This is a genomic window from Chryseobacterium candidae (genome assembly GCF_004916905.1).
In the GTDB taxonomy this organism is placed as follows: Bacteria; Bacteroidota; Bacteroidia; order Flavobacteriales; family Weeksellaceae; genus Chryseobacterium; species Chryseobacterium candidae.
The window spans coordinates 95,655-115,953 of sequence record NZ_SDLV01000015.1 but is presented as its reverse complement, the minus strand read 5'-3'; the positions used below and the strand labels follow the sequence as shown (position 1 = coordinate 115,953).

At 37.8% G+C, this 20,299-nt stretch carries 15 protein-coding genes; 9 read left to right on the top strand and 6 right to left on the bottom strand.

Annotated elements, in window-relative coordinates; translation table 11 throughout:
* Window positions 1-87: 87 nt before the first annotated feature.
* The 5 genes from ilvD to ilvA are packed head-to-tail and all read left to right on the top strand — an operon-like array spanning window position 88 to window position 6,158.
* Entirely contained in the window at window positions 88-1,770 is a 1,683-nt protein-coding gene (gene ilvD, locus EK417_RS08105; protein ID WP_136521858.1) for a dihydroxy-acid dehydratase, read from the top strand.
* Between the two features lie 5 nt (window positions 1,771-1,775).
* On the top strand, window positions 1,776-3,500 hold the full coding sequence (gene ilvB / locus EK417_RS08100) for a biosynthetic-type acetolactate synthase large subunit (protein WP_136521857.1): 1,725 nt from the start codon (window positions 1,776-1,778) through the stop codon (window positions 3,498-3,500).
* A 10-nt stretch (window positions 3,501-3,510) separates the two neighbouring features.
* Window positions 3,511-3,792: an ACT domain-containing protein gene (locus EK417_RS08095; protein ID WP_076595724.1), complete on the top strand. Its 282-nt coding sequence runs from the start codon at window positions 3,511-3,513 to the stop codon at window positions 3,790-3,792.
* Between the two features lie 45 nt (window positions 3,793-3,837).
* On the top strand, window positions 3,838-4,884 hold the full coding sequence (ilvC, locus tag EK417_RS08090) for a ketol-acid reductoisomerase (protein WP_034692308.1): 1,047 nt from the start codon (window positions 3,838-3,840) through the stop codon (window positions 4,882-4,884).
* Between the two features lie 11 nt (window positions 4,885-4,895).
* Window positions 4,896-6,158 (top strand): threonine ammonia-lyase, encoded by a 1,263-nt coding sequence (gene ilvA, locus EK417_RS08085; protein WP_076595723.1) that lies wholly within the window; start codon window positions 4,896-4,898, stop codon window positions 6,156-6,158.
* Between the two features lie 323 nt (window positions 6,159-6,481).
* Here the strand turns inward: ilvA and EK417_RS08080 are convergent, their stop codons facing one another.
* The 6 genes from EK417_RS08080 to alaS form a co-directional block, all read right to left on the bottom strand.
* Entirely contained in the window at window positions 6,482-7,951 is a 1,470-nt protein-coding gene (locus tag EK417_RS08080; RefSeq protein WP_136521856.1) for a M20/M25/M40 family metallo-hydrolase, read from the bottom strand.
* Between the two features lie 8 nt (window positions 7,952-7,959).
* The gene (locus EK417_RS08075) at window positions 7,960-8,196 is read right to left on the bottom strand and encodes a hypothetical protein (RefSeq protein ID WP_136521855.1); all 237 of its coding nucleotides are present in this window, start codon (window positions 8,194-8,196) and stop codon (window positions 7,960-7,962) included.
* Between the two features lie 76 nt (window positions 8,197-8,272).
* A complete protein-coding gene (locus EK417_RS08070; protein ID WP_228408027.1) occupies window positions 8,273-10,600 on the bottom strand; it encodes a DUF5686 family protein in 2,328 nt (775 codons plus the stop codon).
* A 308-nt stretch (window positions 10,601-10,908) separates the two neighbouring features.
* Window positions 10,909-12,723 carry a cytochrome-c peroxidase gene (locus EK417_RS08065; protein WP_136521854.1) on the bottom strand — a complete coding sequence of 605 codons (1,815 nt, stop codon included), beginning with the start codon at window positions 12,721-12,723 and terminating at the stop codon, window positions 10,909-10,911.
* Between the two features lie 70 nt (window positions 12,724-12,793).
* Window positions 12,794-14,272, bottom strand: coding sequence for a PhoX family protein (locus EK417_RS08060; protein WP_136521853.1), 1,479 nt, complete (start codon window positions 14,270-14,272; stop codon window positions 12,794-12,796).
* Window positions 14,273-14,837: 565 nt separating this feature from the next.
* Window positions 14,838-17,441, bottom strand: coding sequence for an alanine--tRNA ligase (gene alaS / locus EK417_RS08055; RefSeq protein WP_136521852.1), 2,604 nt, complete (start codon window positions 17,439-17,441; stop codon window positions 14,838-14,840).
* 272 nt (window positions 17,442-17,713) lie between these two features.
* Here alaS and EK417_RS08050 point away from each other — a divergent pair, with 272 nt between their 5' ends.
* The 4 genes from EK417_RS08050 to msrB all read left to right on the top strand — a co-directional run bounded on the left by EK417_RS08050 (window position 17,714) and on the right by msrB (window position 20,182).
* A complete protein-coding gene (locus tag EK417_RS08050; protein WP_136521851.1) occupies window positions 17,714-18,268 on the top strand; it encodes a sigma-70 family RNA polymerase sigma factor in 555 nt (184 codons plus the stop codon).
* Between the two features lie 5 nt (window positions 18,269-18,273).
* Entirely contained in the window at window positions 18,274-18,543 is a 270-nt protein-coding gene (locus EK417_RS08045) for a hypothetical protein (RefSeq protein WP_136521850.1), read from the top strand.
* A gap of 80 nt (window positions 18,544-18,623) precedes the next feature.
* Window positions 18,624-19,067 carry a DUF417 family protein gene (locus EK417_RS08040; protein WP_076595716.1) on the top strand — a complete coding sequence of 148 codons (444 nt, stop codon included), beginning with the start codon at window positions 18,624-18,626 and terminating at the stop codon, window positions 19,065-19,067.
* A gap of 17 nt (window positions 19,068-19,084) precedes the next feature.
* On the top strand, window positions 19,085-20,182 hold the full coding sequence (msrB, locus tag EK417_RS08035) for a peptide-methionine (R)-S-oxide reductase MsrB (RefSeq protein WP_110367616.1): 1,098 nt from the start codon (window positions 19,085-19,087) through the stop codon (window positions 20,180-20,182).
* The last annotated feature ends 117 nt before the right edge of the window (window positions 20,183-20,299 follow it).

The window sequence follows — 20,299 nt, the reverse complement described above, 5'->3', positions numbered from 1 at the left end:
GAATATTACAAAATGTAGTTTTGGATCGAAATTTAGTAAAGAACTCCATTTTTAGGAGAGAAAAAGAACAGGAAATGCATAATAAATATGTTAAATAAATATTCAAAAACATTCACGCAGAACAGTGAACAGCCCGCAGCCAAAGCTATGTTGTACGGGATAGGATTTACAGAAGAAGATATGCACAAGGCTCAGGTCGGAATCGCCAGTATGGGCTATGATGGAAACACCTGCAATATGCATTTGAATGATCTTGCTCAGGTTGTAAAAAAAGGAACATGGAATCATGGATTAGCCGGATTGATTTTTAACACCATCGGAGTAAGTGACGGAATGAGCAACGGAACAGATGGAATGCGCTATTCTCTGGTAAGCCGTGATGTAATTGCAGACAGTATCGAAGCCATCTGTGGAGCACAATACTACGACGGATTGATCGCATTGCCAGGCTGCGACAAAAATATGCCGGGAACCATCATTGCGATGGGAAGACTGAACAGACCCTCAATCATGGTGTACGGAGGGACTATAGCTCCGGGATGCTATAAAGGGGAACAGCTTAATATTGTTTCTGCTTTTGAAGCGTTGGGTAAAAAGATTGCAGGAGAAATCACTGAAGAAGATTTTGATGGGGTTGTAAAGAATTCATGTCCGGGGGCAGGCGCATGTGGCGGAATGTATACAGCCAATACAATGGCTTCCGCGATAGAGGCTTTAGGAATGAGTCTTCCGTATTCTTCTTCCAACCCGGCTTTAAGTAAAGAAAAACAGGAAGAATGTCTTGAAGCAGGAAAATATCTGAAAGTATTATTGGAAAAAGATATTAAACCTTCGGATATCATGACCCGCAAAGCTTTTGAGAACGCTCTTCGTATGATTGTTATTCTTGGAGGAAGTACCAATGCGGTTTTACATTTTATAGCTATGGCAAAAAGTGTTGGAGTACCGCTTACTCAGGATGATTTCCAGAAGATGAGTGATAAAACTCCGGTACTGGCAGACCTGAAGCCAAGCGGAAAATATCTGATGCAGGATCTGTATGAACACGGAGGAATACCGTCAGTAATGAAATACCTTTTAAATCAGGGATTATTACACGGTGATTGCTTAACAGTAACCGGGAAAACAGTAGCCGAAAATTTAGAAAATGTTCCTGATCTTGATTTTAATGCTCAAAAAATTATTAAACCATTATCAGAACCCGTAAAAGAGACAGGACATCTGAGAATATTATATGGAAATCTTGCTGAAAAGGGAAGTGTTGCAAAGATTACAGGGAAAGAGGGGGAACGCTTCGTAGGCAAAGCCCGTGTATTTGATGGTGAAAAAAATCTGATCAGAGGAATTCAGGATGGAACTGTACAGCATGGTGATGTCATTGTCATTCGTCATGAAGGTCCGAAAGGAGCTCCCGGAATGCCGGAAATGCTGAAACCTACCAGCGCGCTGATAGGAGCAGGACTGGGAAGCAGTGTTGCCTTGATTACAGACGGAAGATTTAGCGGAGGAACTCATGGTTTTGTAGTAGGACATATTACTCCGGAAGCTCATGAAGGAGGTCTGATCGCCTTTGTAAACAATGATGACCTGATTGAAATTGATGCCGTAAACAATACCATACAGCTCAAAGTTTCGGAAGAAGAAATAGAAAGAAGAAAGAAAGGATGGCAAAAGCCCCCCCTTAAAGTACAGAAAGGATTGCTTTATAAATATGCATTAACAGTATCATCAGCGGCAGAAGGCTGTGTAACAGACGAAATCACTCAATAAAAAATATGGAAAACCTTAATACATCAACAGAAATACAACTTAGCGGAAGCCGTATCATTCTTGAAACATTTCTGCAGGAAGGGGTGAAAACCGTTTTCGGATATCCGGGAGGTGCTATTATCCCTATTTATGATGCCCTTTACGACTATCAGGAAAATCTGAAACATATACTTGTACGCCATGAGCAGGCAGCTGTACATGCGGCGCAGGGTTTAGCCAGAGTCTCAGGAGAAGTTGGTGTTGTATTGGCAACCAGTGGACCCGGAGCAACTAATCTTGTAACAGGTTTGGCAGATGCTCTACTTGATAATACTCCTTTGGTATGTATCACAGGACAGGTTTTTGAACACCTTCTCGGAACCGATGCCTTTCAGGAGATAGATGTAATCAACGTTACAAGTCCGGTTACCAAATGGAATTATCAGGTTACTGATGCCAATGAGCTTTCCGAAGTATTGGCAAAAGCATTTTACATTGCAAAATCGGGTCGTCCCGGTCCTGTATTGATTGATGTGACTAAAAATGCCCAGTTGCAGTCTGTTGCTTATAAAGGATATTCTCCATGTTATTCATTGAGGAGTTATAAACCGGATCCTGATCCATGTTTTAATAGTATCGAAAAAGCTGCAGAGCTTATCAATAGTGGAGAAAAGCCATTCATCATTGCAGGGCAGGGGATTATGCTGGGGAAAGCAGAAAAAGAGTTTTTACAGTTTGCTGAAAAATCGGGAATTCCGGTAGCATGGACTGTTTTAGGAATGAGCGCTATCCCAACCAATCATCCGCAAGCTGTAGGAATGGTAGGCATGCACGGAAACTATGGCCCGAATATATTAACCAACGAATGTGATGTTCTTATTGCTGTCGGGATGAGGTTTGATGACCGTGTTACCGGAAGACTGGATCAGTATGCAAAACAGGCAAAGATTATTCACTTTGATATTGATCATGCTGAGATTAATAAAAACGTAAAAGTGGATGTTCCGGTTCTTGGGAACTGCAAACATACTCTTCCTCTTCTTACGGAAAGGATTATAAAAAGAGAACATCATCACTGGCATAAAAGATTTAAAAAATGTCATGAAATTGAAACTATCAATCTGATTAATACAGAGCTGTACCCTGAAGAAGGTGAGATTACAATGGGGGAAGTTATCCGTCATCTGAATGAGATGACAGAAGGTGAAGCAATTATTGTAACAGATGTAGGACAGCACCAGATGACGACTTGCCGTTACTCTCATTTCAAGCATTCCCGAACCAATGTAACAAGCGGAGGGCTGGGAACAATGGGATTCTGTCTGCCCGCCGCGATAGGAGCTTCTTATGCAGAGACCAATCGCCCTGTGATTGCAGTAATGGGTGATGGGGGAGCGCAGATGAATATTCAGGAACTGGGAACTATAATGCAGTACCACCCGGAAGTAAAGATTTTAATTCTTAATAATTGCTATCTGGGAATGGTAAGGCAGTGGCAGGAATTGTTTCACGAAGAAAGATATTCCTCAGTAGATATTCAGAGTCCGGATTTTGTTCAGGTAGCAAAAGGCTACAATATATCTGGAAAGAGAGTATCCGAGAGGAAAGAACTAAAACGGGCACTCCGTGAAATGCTTGATCATAAAGGATCTTTCCTGCTTGAAGTAATGACAGGAAAAGAACACAATGTATTTCCGATGATTCCCCAGGGAAAAAGTGTTTCGGAGATTGTATTAAATAATAAAATGTAAAAATAAAAAGATGAAAACAGATTATAAAGAATATACCATCACAGCGTATACAGAAGACTATTTAGGGTTGATCAGCCGCATCAATGCTATTTTTTCAAGAAGAAGAATTTCTATGGTGACCTTCAATGTAGGCCCTTCGGAAATTGAAAAGGTAAAAAAGTTTGTTATTGTAATCAGAGAAACAGAAGACTCTGTTCAGAAGATCAGCAGACAAATGGAAAAACAGGTAGATGTTCTTGAAGTACATTATCACAGAACTCCATATCTGACAGCAGTAGAACACGCAAGCTAAGCATAAAACTAAACATCATAATCAATAATCAATAAAATAAATAAAATGGCAAAATTAAATTTCGGAGGAGTAGAGGAAAATGTAGTAACAAGAGAAGAATTTCCATTGGAAAAAGCTCAGGAAGTATTAAAAAATGAAGTAGTAGCAGTAATCGGATATGGAGTACAGGGACCGGGACAGGCTTTGAATCAAAAAGATAACGGAATTAATGTCATTGTAGGGCAGAGAAAGAATTCTAAATCATGGGATAAAGCGGTAGCAGACGGATTTGTACCGGGAGAAACCTTATTTGAAATTGAAGAAGCATTGGAAAAAGGAACTGTTATCTGTTATCTTTTAAGTGATGCTGCACAAATTGAATACTGGCCAAAAGTAAAACAGCATCTTACCCCAGGAAAAGCATTATACTTTTCTCATGGCTTCGGAATAACGTTCAGTGAACGTACGGGAATTGTTCCTCCAGCTGATGTAGACGTATTTCTGGTAGCACCAAAAGGTTCAGGAACATCCTTGAGAAGAATGTTTTTGCAGGATAGAGGTCTGAACAGCAGTTTTGCCGTATATCAGGATGCTACCGGAAAAGCCAGAGAAAGGGTAACAGCATTGGGGATCGCAATCGGAAGCGGGTATCTTTTTGAAACCGACTTTAAAAAAGAAGTATACAGTGACCTTGCAGGAGAACGTGGAACACTGATGGGAGCTGTACAGGGAATATTTGCTGCCCAGTACGATGTATTGAGAAAAAACGGACACAGCCCTTCCGAAGCATTTAACGAAACCGTAGAAGAGCTCACTCAGTCATTAATGCCTTTAGTTGCAGAAAACGGAATGGACTGGATGTATGCCAATTGCAGTACAACAGCCCAGAGAGGAGCTTTAGACTGGTGGAAGCGTTTCAGAGATGCTACTTCACCTTTGTTTGAAGAACTGTATGACAATGTTGCGAAAGGAAACGAAGCACAACGTTCTATCGACAGTAACAGCAAACCGGATTATCGTGAAAAATTAGAAGCCGAACTTACTGAGTTGAGAGAAAGCGAAATGTGGAAAGCGGGTAAGACGGTACGAAGCCTGAGACCTGAAAACAATTAATTACTAAACAAATGATGAAAGAGGGAGTAAGTTCCTCCGTTTTAGAGAATGTCTATAAAGCGGAGGAACGATTAAGAAATGTAGTGGTAAAAACACCTTTGGCTGTCAATAATAATCTGTCAGCTATTTACAATGCGAATATTCGTTTTAAAAGAGAAGATCTTCAAAGGGTAAGATCCTATAAAATAAGAGGTGCCTATAATAAGATGGCAACCATGTCTGAAAAAGAACTTTCAAATGGAGTTGTTTGTGCCAGTGCCGGAAATCATGCGCAGGGTGTTGCATTTGCATGTCAGACAATGAAGGTGAAAGGCACCATTTTTATGCCTTTGCCAACACCCGGACAAAAGCTTGAACAGGTAAAGATGTTCGGAGGAGAATACATAGATGTTATACTTTATGGAGATACTTTTGATGCGGCAAAAGATGCTGCAATGAGGTTTTGCAAAGATCATAACAGCGCATTTATTCATCCTTTTGATGATCCGGCAATTATTGAAGGACAAGCGACAACAGCATTGGAGATTCTGGAACAGGCAGAAGGTATTGTCGACTATCTTTTTGTTCCAATAGGCGGTGGTGGACTGGCAGCAGGAGTTTGTACTGTATTTCAGCATTTGTCTCCACAAACAAAGATTATTGGAGTAGAACCCTCCGCAGCAGCAAGCATGAAAAAAGCCCTGGAAAAGGGAAAACCTGTTCTTCTTGAAAAGATAAGCCGTTTTGTAGATGGAGCCGCCGTACAACAAGTGGGAGATCTCACTTTTGAATGCTGTAAAAATATCCTGTATGATATGGCTACGGTAGATGAAGGACTTGTCTGTGAAACCATACTGTCACTCTACAATAAAGATGCTATCGTAGTAGAACCTGCGGGCGCACTTTCAGTAGCCGTATTGGAAAAATATAGAGAAGAAATAAAAGGTAAAAACGTAGTGTGTATCATCAGCGGAAGTAATAATGATATTACCCGTATGGAAGAGATCAAGGAAAAAGCATTGCTTTATGCAGGATTAAAGCATTATTTCCTGGTCAGATTTCCACAGCGTCCCGGAGCATTGAAAACCTTTGTGATAGATGTGCTGGGTCCTGATGATGATATTACCTATTTTGAGTACACCCAAAAAAATTCAAAAGAAAAGGGAATTGCAGTTGTAGGAATTGCTCTGAAGCAAAACAAAGATTTCAACCCATTGATCAATAAGATGAAACAATATGATTTCTTTGTCAACTATCTGAACAATGATCCTTCGCTGATGAACCTTCTTATTTAAAAGACTTTAGATGAAAAAAGAAAAATATTTTTTTGATGAAATTAAAAAACGACATAACAACCTGAAGCGTTAAGAAAATGAATTCTGTGAACATTAAAAAAACTCTACTGTTTGAATGTGGGCTAATATATAATCCTCAATATAGAATGTTTCCGTACAAACTAGAATGTTAGAGAACAGATTTCATTTTAACGCGGAAGTTTGCAAGTCTTGAATGTTGGGTTCTTTTGCTTCAAAGTAAAAGAATCGTAAAGATATTTTTTTTCGCAGATTCTAAAAACACAATGATGAAAGAAGCTTCACAATCTGTGAAGCTTTTATTTTTATCTTTCAAGCGAAAAATTAGAAATTACTTTTGGACGTACCGTTTCATTAGCTACTTTCCAGGATGTTCTGTACATCCATTCGGTCATTTTGAAAAGCTTTTTGTAATTGATATTTTCAGATTCATCCTGTGGGGTATGATACTGATCATGCAGCACGCTGGTGAAGAATATCGCAGGAATTCCAATCTTAGCATACGGAAGATGATCACTTCTGAAATAGAAATATTCAGCATGGCTTGGAGAATCCCAATCTTTCAGGTATTTGAATTTTGTACTTTCATTATTGGCATCTTCAGCCATTTTTACAAGTTCTTCAGAATTTTTGTGAGGGGAATTTCCTCCTAATAAAGCGGCTTCATTGTTTTCATTTCTCCCGATCATATCACCATTCAGAACGGCTACAATGTTCTCTTTCGGAACAACAGGATGTGCTGCATGCCATCTTGATCCCAGCAATCCTCTTTCTTCAGCGCCATGGAAAACAAACAAAATACTTCTTTTTCCCGGCTGTTTTTTGTAAGCCCTCGCCATTGCAAGCATTGCCACACAGGTACTCGCATTATCATCAGCACCATTGTAGATAGTGTCATTCTTTACAGGATGTCTTATCCCGTCATGATCCTGGTGTCCGCTCAATAACACATATTCATTTTTAAGAACAGGATCTGTACCTTCTATTTTTCCTATGATATTCACTGAAGGATATTGGTAAGTTTCAGTAATCAGACTCAGAGAAGCTTTAGGGTTATTTTTTACCCAGCCGGCATTTTCTCTTTTGATCCACAGAACAGGAATATTATTGGTGATTTTTTCTCTTAATCCTTCTACGCCATAGCTTCCTCTTGTCATTTGAGGCAATACTTCCACCCAGCTTTGTTCAGAAATATCATCAGTAATGAAAATAATAGCTTTCGCTCCCAATTCAGAAGCTTTATTGTAGTATTTATTTCTTACAAATCCAGGATATCTTCTTACAAAAAGGGTCATATCTTTCGGGATATTTTTGTCAGAAGCGTTTATAGCAAGAATTTTACCTTGGATATTCAATTTCGCAAGATCTTCAGGCTCTGTGTTTCCGGCATATACAATTTCAGCGTCTAAAGAGGCATTTACAGGTTCTGCCACCAGAAAATCTTTCCATAATTTTAAACTGTTATCTCCAATTTTAAGGGTACTTTGCGGGATCACCTGATGTCTGTACATATCAAAGAACTGGAAAAAAGTTCCGTTATCTCCGGCAGGTTTCATTCCTGCTTCTTTGGCTTTGTCGGCCAGCCACATAGACACTTTCAATTCATCCAGGGTTCCGGCTTCACGTCCCCAGAACTGGTCTGCAGCCAGCTGATACATATCGGTGCGTAGATCTGCTTCTTTGATGGCAGAAACCAAAGGCTTCTTATAATTCTGAGCATTTCCAAAGGCAAGTATGAAGAGTCCAAGCAGAGAAAAAACATAATTTTTATTCATGGTAGCTCTTAATTGAAGTTGGCCAGTTTATCTGAAAACTGTTTTGAAAACTCTATTCTGTCTTCTTCCAGTTTTTCCTTTGTAGAAGGTAAAATATAATTAAACAGGATCTTGTCTTCATGGTCTAAAAAGATAATTTCCTTCTCATTTCCATCAATCATTTGTGAGAAAATCTCCCACATTGGAGTGTCTTTTAATTTTAATAATTCAAAAAACTGTTCTGCTTTGATTTCGATTTTCTGCATGTTCTTTTTATATATATTATCGTTGAATATTTCTGAATTCTGATTCAAAAATAAAGATTTTGTATTTCACGAGGTGTTAAAACTCCAGAAACTTCAGCTTAAACTGGATGGCAAAATTTTCTCTGAAATGGGGTGTCGCATAATAACCCACTCTGTAGAATAACCCAAGATTAAAATAACTGGAAAGGAAATTGTTCCATTCCAAACCTACTTCCTGATACAGATGATCCAGTTTTCTGAACTTAAACTGGTGGTATTCCGGATGTTTCATATCTCCGATAGTTCCTCTTAAGACAAAATCAAAGCTGGAAACATTATGGCCGAAACTTTTGAAATACCAGGGAAGCTTATGGGTAAAGTAGTACGCGACGAATCTGTCGTTATAGTATTTTCCTCCCTCCAGTGTTGCGAATCCAAGGTAAGAAGTAAGGTTAAAATTAAAATCTTTACCCGGAGAAGCCAGTCCGTTCATCGTAAAGTTTTTCCAGATAGGCGCTCCACCCAGAACAAGACCTCCGTATAATCTGAAACCTGTAGTCCCGATTGGTGTTTTGAAATTATGAACAAACAAGGCATCAAAACGGGAATAATTAAAATCTCCCTGCAGTATTTTGTAACTTTGCTCATAATTAAAATAGAGTTCAGGGTATTTCTGATCAATCAGAGATTTTCCCTGTGGCGTCATAATATTGGTGGAATTCGGGGAATATTTTAAGGTAAAAAGGGTATTGAAGTTTCTGTATGAAGTTCCTCTGTCCCTGAACTGATAATCGAATTCAGCCTCTTCCGTATTTCTTCTTACGGCAAGGGCAACAGTAAGTCCGTTGGTGACATCGTTCAGATAAGATAATGACACTCCTTTAAAGTGAAAATATCTGTCGTTATTCAGATTATTTCCGAAATTCATCATCCTCATCTTAAAATTCCACAGCTTTCTGTTGAATTCTCCTGAGGCCGTTACATCATCATAGACTTCAAATCTGAAAAAGGAGTTTTTCTCCAGTGTGGTTCTCATATCAAGCCCCATTCCGTACTTCCATTTTCTGTCTTTTACACCATATGCGAAGTAGTAATCTGGTGAAAAATAAGGATTGAAGTTTTCATTCAGCTTGGCTTTTAAACCTAATCTGAAACCTTCATAGGAGTTATAATTAACAATTTCATCTACAGCAAAATCTACGGAACCTACTCTGATCTGTCCGTTCAGTAATCCTGATAAAATCTGGGCTTTGGTGTCAATTTTATACTTTTTTCCTAAACTGTCGATGGTTTTATAGGTATTTTGTTCCCTCTCGGTAAGAGGTTCCGTTCTATATTGGTCCAGAGAATGCCCGTCGATATTCTTTACAGAGAAAGTATAGCCTTTGAAGTCTTTTGGATTCTCTTCAATAGGAGCTTCAAAATCAAAATATTTTGAGGTAAGAAAAGCGTAAGTGCCAAAGCTTTTTTTATCTTTCTTATCATCAGCATGCACTTTGTCATCCATAGCCATTTTACCCATTTTAAGCTTCGCTTTTTCGTGGGCAAGAAACCATTTGTTATTATAAAATACCCAGGTACTGGTGATAATTCCTTCGTTTTTGTTTTTACTGAAATTTTCAATTTTTTTGACTCCGTAAGTTTCAGTATCTACATAGATAGCACCATTATACTTTCGTTTTCTGTCCGGCTTTTTGTAATTCACCTCACGGAAGCGGATCACAAAGTTTTTCCTGCCGTCAAGGGTAATGGTATCTGAAAGAAAGAACCGGTAAAGACCTCTGTTTTCAGGTTTCAACTGCTCCGGAACAACATCTCTGTTACTTTGCTGGAGCGCAATCATTTCGTAAATAGGCTGCTTCAGGCCGGAGATTCTGTTGTCCAGAATATTGATCTTTTCCCCGTACTTTTTGGAATATAAAAACTCCTGAGCTCTTTCCCAAAGGAAAAGTTTGCTTTTTGAAAATATTTTTCTTGCGTTACTATTATTCAGGGAGTCTTTTTCTCTTTTTTTCTTGAAAATATTGAGATCATTGAAATACTGATTAAATTCAGAAAGACTGTCTTCATCAATATCCAGAGATATTTTTTCGTAAGATTTGTAAGAGTAAGACCCTAAGCTTTTCGGGGAGTTTTCTTTGAAGAGCTTATTAACTTTTCTAAGGATTTCCAGAGCCCTGGGATCACTTTTGTCCTCAATAACTACGGTTTCAATATCGGTAGTTTTGTTTGTTTTTTTTAGCAGGGAAACTTCCATACTGCTTTCTACTGTAACGGTTTCTTTTTGATAAGAATCAGCATCCACATCAATGTTTTTACATCCTGTTTTAAATTCCAGAATACCTTGTTCATTTGTATATCCGATAACTGAATTATCACAGGATACCTTTGCTTTAAAGACAGGTTTTTGACTGGCGTCATCCACAACCTTAATTTTTGTTTGTGAATACCCCAAAAAGCAGATCATAAAAAATAATAACAGTAAACCCCTTTTCATGTAAAAAAACTACGTCAAAAATAATGATATTTATTATTGTAGAAAAGTTTTTAACAGAGTATAATATTGATTTAATCTAATGTTTTCATGAACTTTGCAAGAACAAAGCCCCATGAAGAAATTGACAGATAATCTTTCTGTATCTTAATGGGATTTTTAAATAAAAAAACTTCTTTGCCGTTAAGTTTCAGGAATTTTAATTGTTTTTCGCTGTTTTTGTGTTCCGGAATCGTAATTTATTGATCATCAAGAGCTTTCATAAACTCAATAATATTGTCAATTTCCTTATCAGTAAGCTGGAGTGGAGCATCAGAAAGTGTCTGGTTTTCTACTTTAAATCCAAAAGCTTTTCCACCGCCTTTGTTATAGAAATTCATCACTTCTTTCAGGGTTTTATAGCCTCCGTTGTGCATATAAGGAGCTGTCTTTTGAATATTTCTAAGAGTGGGGGTTTTGAAAGAATGCTGTAATGAAGAAACCGTTTCGTGGAATTTTCCTCTTCCCGGATCAGCGTCAAATGTTTTATTCTCTGCATTCACAGCAACACCCAGAATTTCCTGCTCGGTTTTCTTGAAGTTCGGAGGAACTGTCCCGTTGAATAAAGGAATAAAATGACAGATAGCACACTGAGCTTTTCCCACAAAAAGATTGAAACCAAGTTTTTGATTTTCTGTCATTGCAGATTTGTTTCCTCTCATATATTCATCAAAAGCAGAATCGAATTTCGCCAGAGAACGAATATAGCTTGCCAGCACATTCTGCAGCTGCCATACTTCGGTTTTTGGGGAGTGATAGATTTTTTTGAATGCAGCCTGATAATTTTTATCCTGATTGATTTTGGCAAGGATCACATTCAGGTCACCATGCATCTCTTCTTTATTGGAAATCACATCTGAGCTTTGTCCTTCCAGATCATCCTTTCTCATATCCCAAAACTGACCATGCTGATATCCTGCATAATTGAGAGAAGGTGTATTTCTCGCCAATTCTGAGTTTTCAAGAGACATTGCTCTGGCCAGTCCGTCTGTAAAAGCTTTTTCTGGAATATGACAGGTTGCACAGCTTCGGCTATTGCTGTTGGATAGTATTTTGTCATTAAAAAGCTGATGCCCTAGTGCTGCCTTTTCTTCAGTGTAGGCATATTCTTTTCCGGGAGTGAAAGCATTAGGATTAAAAGCATTTTTAGAAAAAAAAGTAGCCGCATTTTTGTTTAGAGCAGTAGTTACGTCAACGTCCGGAATGTTTTCCTGATTTTTAAAATCCAACATCAGAGCTGTGATCTTGTTTAAATGATCCGGAATAAAATTGACATAATCAAACGTATTTTTGTCTGAACTTTTCTTCAGAACTGCAATGGTTGAACTGATCTCTGCAACAATGCTTTTTAAAGCTTTATCTTTTGAACGTTCAGTGGAGATTTGTTCTAACGTTTCTTTAATTCCTTCCAGTGAAAAAGGCATTTCCTGCAAAAATGTTCCAGAAACCGGAGTGTCAAAACCTGAGATTCCCAAGCTGGAAATTCTGAAAGCTTCCTGTCTCAATGCATCAAAAACCTGATCTTTACTGATGGTAATGACCTGAAAGTTGGTTTCTATAGTGTTGCTTTTATTGATCAGCTTATTGAGCATTCTGATCATTTCTTCTTGATTTTCTTTATTGTAAGGGTAGAGCATTTCTTCCAAAACCTGCAGTCCTTCGGGTTCTATTTCTGTATGCTCATCCATTTCTATTTCCGGAAGGGCAGGTCCGTTGATAAACCTGGCGGAGTGAGGAAGGAAGTATTCTACAGCCCATTCCATTTTTTTGTAAGTTTTTCGGATGTCCTGAAATTTTTCCTGAAGAAGTTTTTCATCAGAATTTTTAGAAACCATGGTTTTCAGTTCGTTGATTTGTTTTTCAAAATCAGCATTGGTTTTGGTAATCCTGTTTTTTACAGAGCCAAGATCTTCATATACGGGCTGCGGCTTTTCATTTTTGCAATAATAAAGCGTAAAAAGTGCGGCAGCACAGTATAAGAAAAGAAGTATAGGGTATTTTGAAAGTTTATTCATGAGTATGAAAAAGTATCAACAGAGGTTTTCTATTGATACTTTAATTGAATTTGATATGAAGGAATTAAAACTATTTTTCTACGTTTCTGATGATAACAATCTGGCCACCTTCTTTGTTGGTGTTGATTCCGGAACCGTCAGGATTTTTGAATTTATCCAGCTGCCATGTGTGAGAATGGATATTCACAGAGAAAGTATTCGGAATTCCGATGATGTCTGAAATATCAACCATTGCTCCAAATTCCCATGAACCGAATTTCTGAAGATCTCCGGATTGGTTGTAAGCCGTCTGCCATGCCGTATCATTTCTGTTGTGCCTCATATTCAGCCACGGTTTGTATTGTTTCGTAGCAATATTCAGCTGCCAGATATAAGAATCATGTTTTGCATTTTTGTAATAGGAATCTCCGTCTTCCTGGATGTATACGAAGTTTTCAGTCACACACAGATTATCCGGATTGATCAGATTATTTCCAGGATTAGAATCACCTTCTGCAACCACTTCCAGTTTTCCTGTCAGCATATTATTGGCGTTAAGAACAAGCTTGTAAACTCTTCCCCACATTGTTAATCCAGCTTTCGGATTGATACCGTCAGAAGATTCTCCGGTAGCAGTAAAGTAGATTTCTCTACCTTTTCCTGCTCCTTTTCTGTAATCTACATCTTCCACTCTTGAAAAACGGATCGCATTATTGTCAATGTTTTTCTGATTGATCTGAGCTCCTGTAAGATTTTTAGCGTTCGGAATTTCTACGAATTCTACATCATAACTGCTTCCTTTCGTCATATCCGTTTCAGTATAGTTGCTGTTGGTTCTTTTTAAAGAATACAACTTACCGTTATCAAGGTCACCTTGTGTATCAGCTACGTACATGATTAATTGCCCTGCAGACTGATGGGAAGAAGAGTAAGACTGGTCTTCACCAATGACAATATAGGTTTTTCCGTTAGATACATCTTTAGGAAGCGGAACTGCATTTTCCATGGAAGCCTTTCCTAAAGCTGGTTTTACCCTTGTTTTATCAGTAGCCTGAGATGTCGGTGCTAAAGGATTTAAAGCGTGAACCATACTTTCTTCACCCGATTCTCCGGCAGTAAGGAATGCACTGAAACCATGAATTTCAGGTGTTGCCAATGTAGCGGAACACAATCTTGTCATTCCTCCGGTTCCGTTTAAGATATATTCTCCTTTTACAGGCTTAAACGTTTTGTCGAGGTATACTCTTGATACAGATTGCTTGATCTCATGGTTGGTGATCATCAGGTAACCCTCAGAGTTAGGATCTTTCATAAGCCCCATTCCGTCCGGCTGTCCTCCGAAAACAAAGTCAGGAGAACCTGGAAGTACATCCGAGCTGGAAATAAGGGTGGTAATATTTAAATTTTCAAAACCTTGCATTCCATAAACGAAAGCGGGTTCTTTAGAAAAATTTTCAAGTTTGATTTTGTCATTGACAGGAGTATCGGAGTTCCCGTTGTTGTCATCGTTGCAGCCTTGAAATATAAGGGAAGCAAGCAGAAGAGCTCCAATAGTTTTATTAATTTTCATAATTACATTTTTTGAATTTCGATTATGGCAAAACTAAAGGTCTGGTGTTAACTGAGTTTTAAGAAGACAAAACAAATAGTTTAAGATTCGGTGATGATTTGTTAAGATAAGGTCAATAATTAGAACGGATATAAATAAAAAAGACTTTGATGAAATCTTAGTAATAAAGAATAGTATGTTATAGCGCAGAGTACGCAAACATTTCATAGCGGAGTGGAACGAAAATATTGATGATAGCATGAGAATTTCTTGGCGATCCTGGCGTTAAATAAAACATATATCCAGCTTATATAACCTTCCAAGTTCATTTTTATCTCTCGGTGATTTCACAGATTATGCAGATGCTTGTGGAAAATCTGCGTAATCTCTTTCATCTGTGAGAAGTAAGAATAGTACACACACTTAGTCAGAATCAATGAAGTTGATTCCATTCTTTGCCTCCTGAAATTATAAAGTATTATAGAAAAGACTTTGTGTTAAAATAATATGATATGCACTAAAAACAACCCCGGCTGTCTTAATTCTGAGACAGCCGGGGCTAAAATTTATAATAGAGGTTTCTATTTTAGAGAGTCAAAGCTTTTTGGTAAGCATTTTCCAAACCTTCAAGGTTTTTACCACCAGCTGTTGCAAAGCCAGGGTTTCCGCCACCACCACCTTGGATTTCTTTTGCAAGGTCTTTTACGATAGCTCCAGCCTGATAATCTGCTGCAAGATCATCAGAAACCCCAACAGTAATCATTGGTTTTCCGTCTGCATCAGAAAGAATGATGGTAACTGAAGCCGGAATTTCTTTCTTCAATTGGAATACAATATCCTTTACAGAACCTGCATCCAGAGACGTTTTCTTTACAAGAAGCTGCTTGTTGCCTTTCTGCTCATATGCATTCTTCCATTCTCCGATTTCTCCTTTTGCCTTTTCCTTTTTAAGAGCATCTACTTCAGCCTTCAATGAGGTATTTTCTTCGATCAGTTTTTCAATAGATCTTACCACATCTTTAGATTTTAATAATTGAGAAAGTTCAATGATCTGTTTTTCAAGATTGTGGAAATATTCTTCAGATTTATCTCCTGAAATAGCCTCTATTCTTCTGATACCCGCTGCAGCAGAACCTTCAGAAGTAATTTTGAAATGACCGATTTCGCTGGTGTTTTTTACGTGAGTTCCCCCGCAAAGTTCTTTTGAACTTCCAAACTGGATCATTCTCACACTGTCACCATATTTTTCACCAAATAAAGCCATTGCTCCTTTTTCCAGAGCTTCCTGAATCGGAATATTTCTGAATTCCTGTAAAGCAATACTTTCTTTGATCTTTTTATTTACTTTTTCTTCAATTAATGCTAATTCTTCCTCAGTCATTTTGTTGAAATGAGAGAAGTCGAAACGAAGATAATCCGGCCCAACATAAGAACCTTTCTGTTCTACGTGAGTTCCTAACACCTCTCTTAAAGCTTCATGCAGAAGGTGAGTCACAGAGTGGTTAGCCTGAGAATTTTTTCTCTCAGAAGCATTTACTTTAGCATAGAAAACAGCACCTGCATCTTTTGGAAGACCGTTGATTAATGAAATAATTAATCCGTTTTCTTTTTTAGTTTCCAGCACTTCAAAACTTTCAACAGCATTTTCAAGAACACCTTTGTCTCCAACCTGTCCACCTCCTTCAGGATAGAAAGGAGAACTGCTTAATACCACCTGATAGAATTCTCCGTCTTTATTTTCTACCTTTCTGTATCTTGTAATATAGGTTTCAGACTCAGTCTGGTCATATCCTACAAAGGTTTCAGGTTTTGATTCAAGAGTTACCCAGTCATATACTTTTTGAGCAGAATCTGCTTTTGAACGAAGCTTTTGTTTCTCCATTTCAGCTTTGAAGCCTGCTTCATCAATCGTTAATCCTTTTTCTTCAGCAATAATTCTTGTTAAATCATCAGGGAAACCGTACGTATCATACAACTCAAAAACTTCTTCGCTTGGTAATACTTTCTGGTTATTGCCAATTGTCTGCTGGATCAGTTTTTCAACTCTGATCAGACCGTTTTCAATGGTTTTTAAGAATGAGTCTTCTTCACTTTTGATCACTTCAGCAACCAGTTTTCCCTGTTTTTCAAGCTCAGGAAAGAATGCTCCCATCTGCTCCTGCAGCACAGCCACCAATTTGTAAAGGAAAGGTTCTTTCATATCAAGGAATCTGTAAGAATAAGAAATTCCTCTTCTTAAGATTCTTCTGATTACATAACCGGCACCTCCATTGGATGGCAATTGTCCGTCTGCAATAGCAAAAGAAACCGCTCTGATGTGGTCTACCACAACACGGATCGCAATATCTTTCTCGTCTTCTAAAATTCCGGTGTATTTTTTACCTGAAAGTTCCTCAACTTTAGCAATAAGCGGAGTGAAAACATCCGTATCATAGTTGGAAGACTTCCCTTGAAGCGCCATACAAAGACGTTCAAATCCCATTCCTGTATCTACGTGCTGAGCAGGAAGCTTCTCTAAAGATTTATCTGCCTTTCTGTTGAATTCCATGAAAACCAGATTCCATACTTCAACTACTTGAGGGTGGTCATTATTCACCAATTCAAGTCCAGAAACTTTCGCTTTCTCTTCCGGTGTTCTTAAGTCAACATGGATTTCTGAACACGGTCCGCACGGTCCGCTTTCACCCATTTCCCAGAAGTTATCTTTTTTATTTCCATTGATGATTCTGTCTTCGGAAATATGAGATTTCCAGAAATCATATGCATCCTGGTCTCTGTCAAGATTTTCTGAAGCATCACCCTCAAAAATCGTTACATATAAATTTTCTTTTGGAATTCCGTATACTTCAGTCAGTAATTCCCAGGCAAAAGCAATAGCCTCTTTTTTGAAGTAATCCCCGAAAGACCAGTTTCCTAACATCTCAAACATGGTATGGTGGTAAGTATCTCTGCCTACATCATCCAGGTCATTGTGCTTCCCTGAAACTCTAAGACACTTTTGGGTATCGGCAATTCTAGGGGCGGTAGGTGTTTTGTAGCCAAGGAAAAAATCCTTGAACTGCGTCATTCCGGAGTTGGAAAACATAAGGGTAGGGTCGTCTTTCAGCACAATAGGAGCTGAAGGAACTATAAGGTGCCCTTTACTTTTAAAATAGTCTAAAAATTTTTGACGTATTTCTTGTGATGTCATAGTATTGCTTTTGCTTTTTTAAATATCAAATTTTTGATAAGATGCAAATTTAAGATTTTTAAGCGATTTGTAATAATTTTATGCTATGTTTTGAATGATAACGAGTTTGGCTAACGGATATGTGGTAAACCTTATAGGTTTTCAAAACCTGTAAGGCTTGTAATAGCAGTTTTGTAATGACTGTAATCAATAATAGTCTATCTAATTTTGCAATTTTCCGTTTAACTTACTACCTTCGTTGTGATCTGAAAAAAAGACAAAAAATCCTTCCAATGACAAAAGATGAAGAGCTGAAAGACTGGATAGAACAATATTCAGGACCACTTTTGAAGAGAGCACTGTATGTACTTTCCAATAAAGAAGATGCACAGGATGTGGTTCAGGAAGTTTTTCTTGCAGCCTATTCTGCCTATGATTCTTTTGAAGGGAAAAGCAATGCGCTTACGTGGCTGATGGCTATTCTCAATAGAAAAGTTGCAGATTTTTACCGGAAAAAATATAAATCCGAACCCAATATCCGACTTGATCATTTTTTTGATGAAACCGGATCATGGAAAAATAATGATGTTTTAAACGACTGGAATGTTTCTGGCGATGGAGATGAGCTTTTAGACAGTGCAGATTTTAATAAAACATTAGAAGAATGTATTGAAGAATTGCCCTCCAAATGGAAGATTTTGCTTAAAATGTATTATATCGAAGAAAAAAAAGCACCGGAAGTCAGTCAGGAATTAGAAGTTTCTACGACTAATCTTTGGAAGATTCTGCAAAGAAGCCGAATGCAGTTGAGAGAATGTCTGGAGTTTAACTGGTTTTCAAAATCATAAGTGAAATGATAAGAAGAATACTACATAAATTATTTTTACCATGCAGTGAAGCCACTTTACTGATGGAAAAAAGGAATGCCCAATCTATTTCTTCCAGAGAAAACAGGATGCTCAGCATGCACCTTATGATCTGCAAATGGTGCAGAATGTACAATGAAAAGCTGGCAATTCTGGATAAAGTGTTTAAAAAGAAATTTTCTGAACAAAAAACGGAAATAAATGAATCTGAAATTCAGGACTTTAAAAATAAAATGATCGATAAATTAAATTTCTAAGAAAATTTCTGTCAGGATTGTAAAATAGCTCCGACTATACTTTTGAAAACAATAAAGTATTCATTTAAAATCTTAAAAACATGGTCGGAACAGCACAAAAATCTAAAAATCTATTATCCCGAACCGGGTATTACATTTCCCTATTCGGAGCAGCGCTTATTTTTCTGTGGATTGGTATCTTCAAATTTACTCCCACAGAAGCAGCAGCCATAAAACCTTTGGTGGAAAACCATTTCTTAACTTTTTTCGTATATAAAATTATAAGCGTCCAGGCAGTGTCAAATCTTATCGGAACGATAGAAATTATCATTGCATTACTCCTGATATTTAGTGCGAAATTTGCAGTACTGAAAAAGTATGCAGGTATAGGAATGATCGTAACTTTTCTGGTAACATTAAGCTATTTATTTACAACACCGGGAATCTGGAAAATAGTAGACGGAGTGCCTGTGACGGATTTCTTTATTCTGAAAGACCTTATGCTTTTAGGATTTGGATTCATGATTGTTCAAAATAATAAGTAATGAATAAAAAGGATAAAATGAAAAATATATTAATTGTACTCGGAATCATTCTGGGTATAGCAGTATTTGCTGCGGGATCCGGGCTTTTTAAAAAAAACAAGCCTGATGTAGTGGAAATAAAAAAAGAAAATGAGAAAATTATGGATAACAAAAACGTTAGAGAGATTTATTTTGCAGGTGGATGTTTCTGGGGGACAGAACATTTTTTTCAACAGATTCGTGGAGTGGTAGGAACAGAAGTAGGCTATGCCAACGGAAATACCCAAAATCCTACGTATGAAGAGGTGGTAAGTCATACAACAGGTTTTGCAGAAACCGTAAAAGTAAAATATGATCCTGAACAGGTAGATCTGAAACTGTTGATTGATCTTTATTTTAAAACCATTGATCCTACAAGCAAGGATCAGCAGGGAAATGACAGAGGAAACCAATACAGAACCGGAATTTATTTCACCAATAAAACAGATGAAGCGGTGGTAAAAGATGAAGTTCAGAAGCTGGCAAAGAATTATAATAAACCAGTAGTCGTAGAAACTATTCCATTGAAAAATTTCTACAGAGCAGAAGATTATCACCAGGATTATCTGGATAAAAATCCGGGCGGTTACTGTCATATTGAACCGGGACTTTTTGAAATGGCGAAAAAAGCCAATCCGCTTCCAAAACCGGCTTATCAAAAACAGGATAAAAAAGTTTTAAAAGAAAAATTAACTGCAGAACAATATAATGTTACCCAGGAAAACGGTACGGAAAGACCTTTCCAGAACGAATACTGGAATGAAACCCGTGAAGGAATTTATGTAGATATTACCACCGGAGAACCTTTATTTGTCTCTACCGACAAATTTGAATCCGGATGTGGATGGCCAAGTTTCTCAAAACCGATTACCAAAGGTTTGATTGATGAAAAGCTGGACCGTTCCCATGGTATGGACAGAGTAGAAGTAAGAAGTAAAACCGGTGATGCCCATTTAGGACACGTTTTCACAGACGGACCGCAGGATAAAGGAGGACTTCGTTACTGTATCAACAGTGCTTCTCTGAAGTTTATTCCGAAAGCTGAAATGGAAACAAAAGGATACGGAAAATATCTTCCGTTGTTAGATAAAAAGTAATATGAAAGGAAGGCTGCCATCTGGCAGCCTTTTTATTGTTATATAATCAATCCTGGAAAGTAATATATTTTTTTCATGGCTGTTTTTTGACAATGCTGAATGAAAATTTTAAGCCAA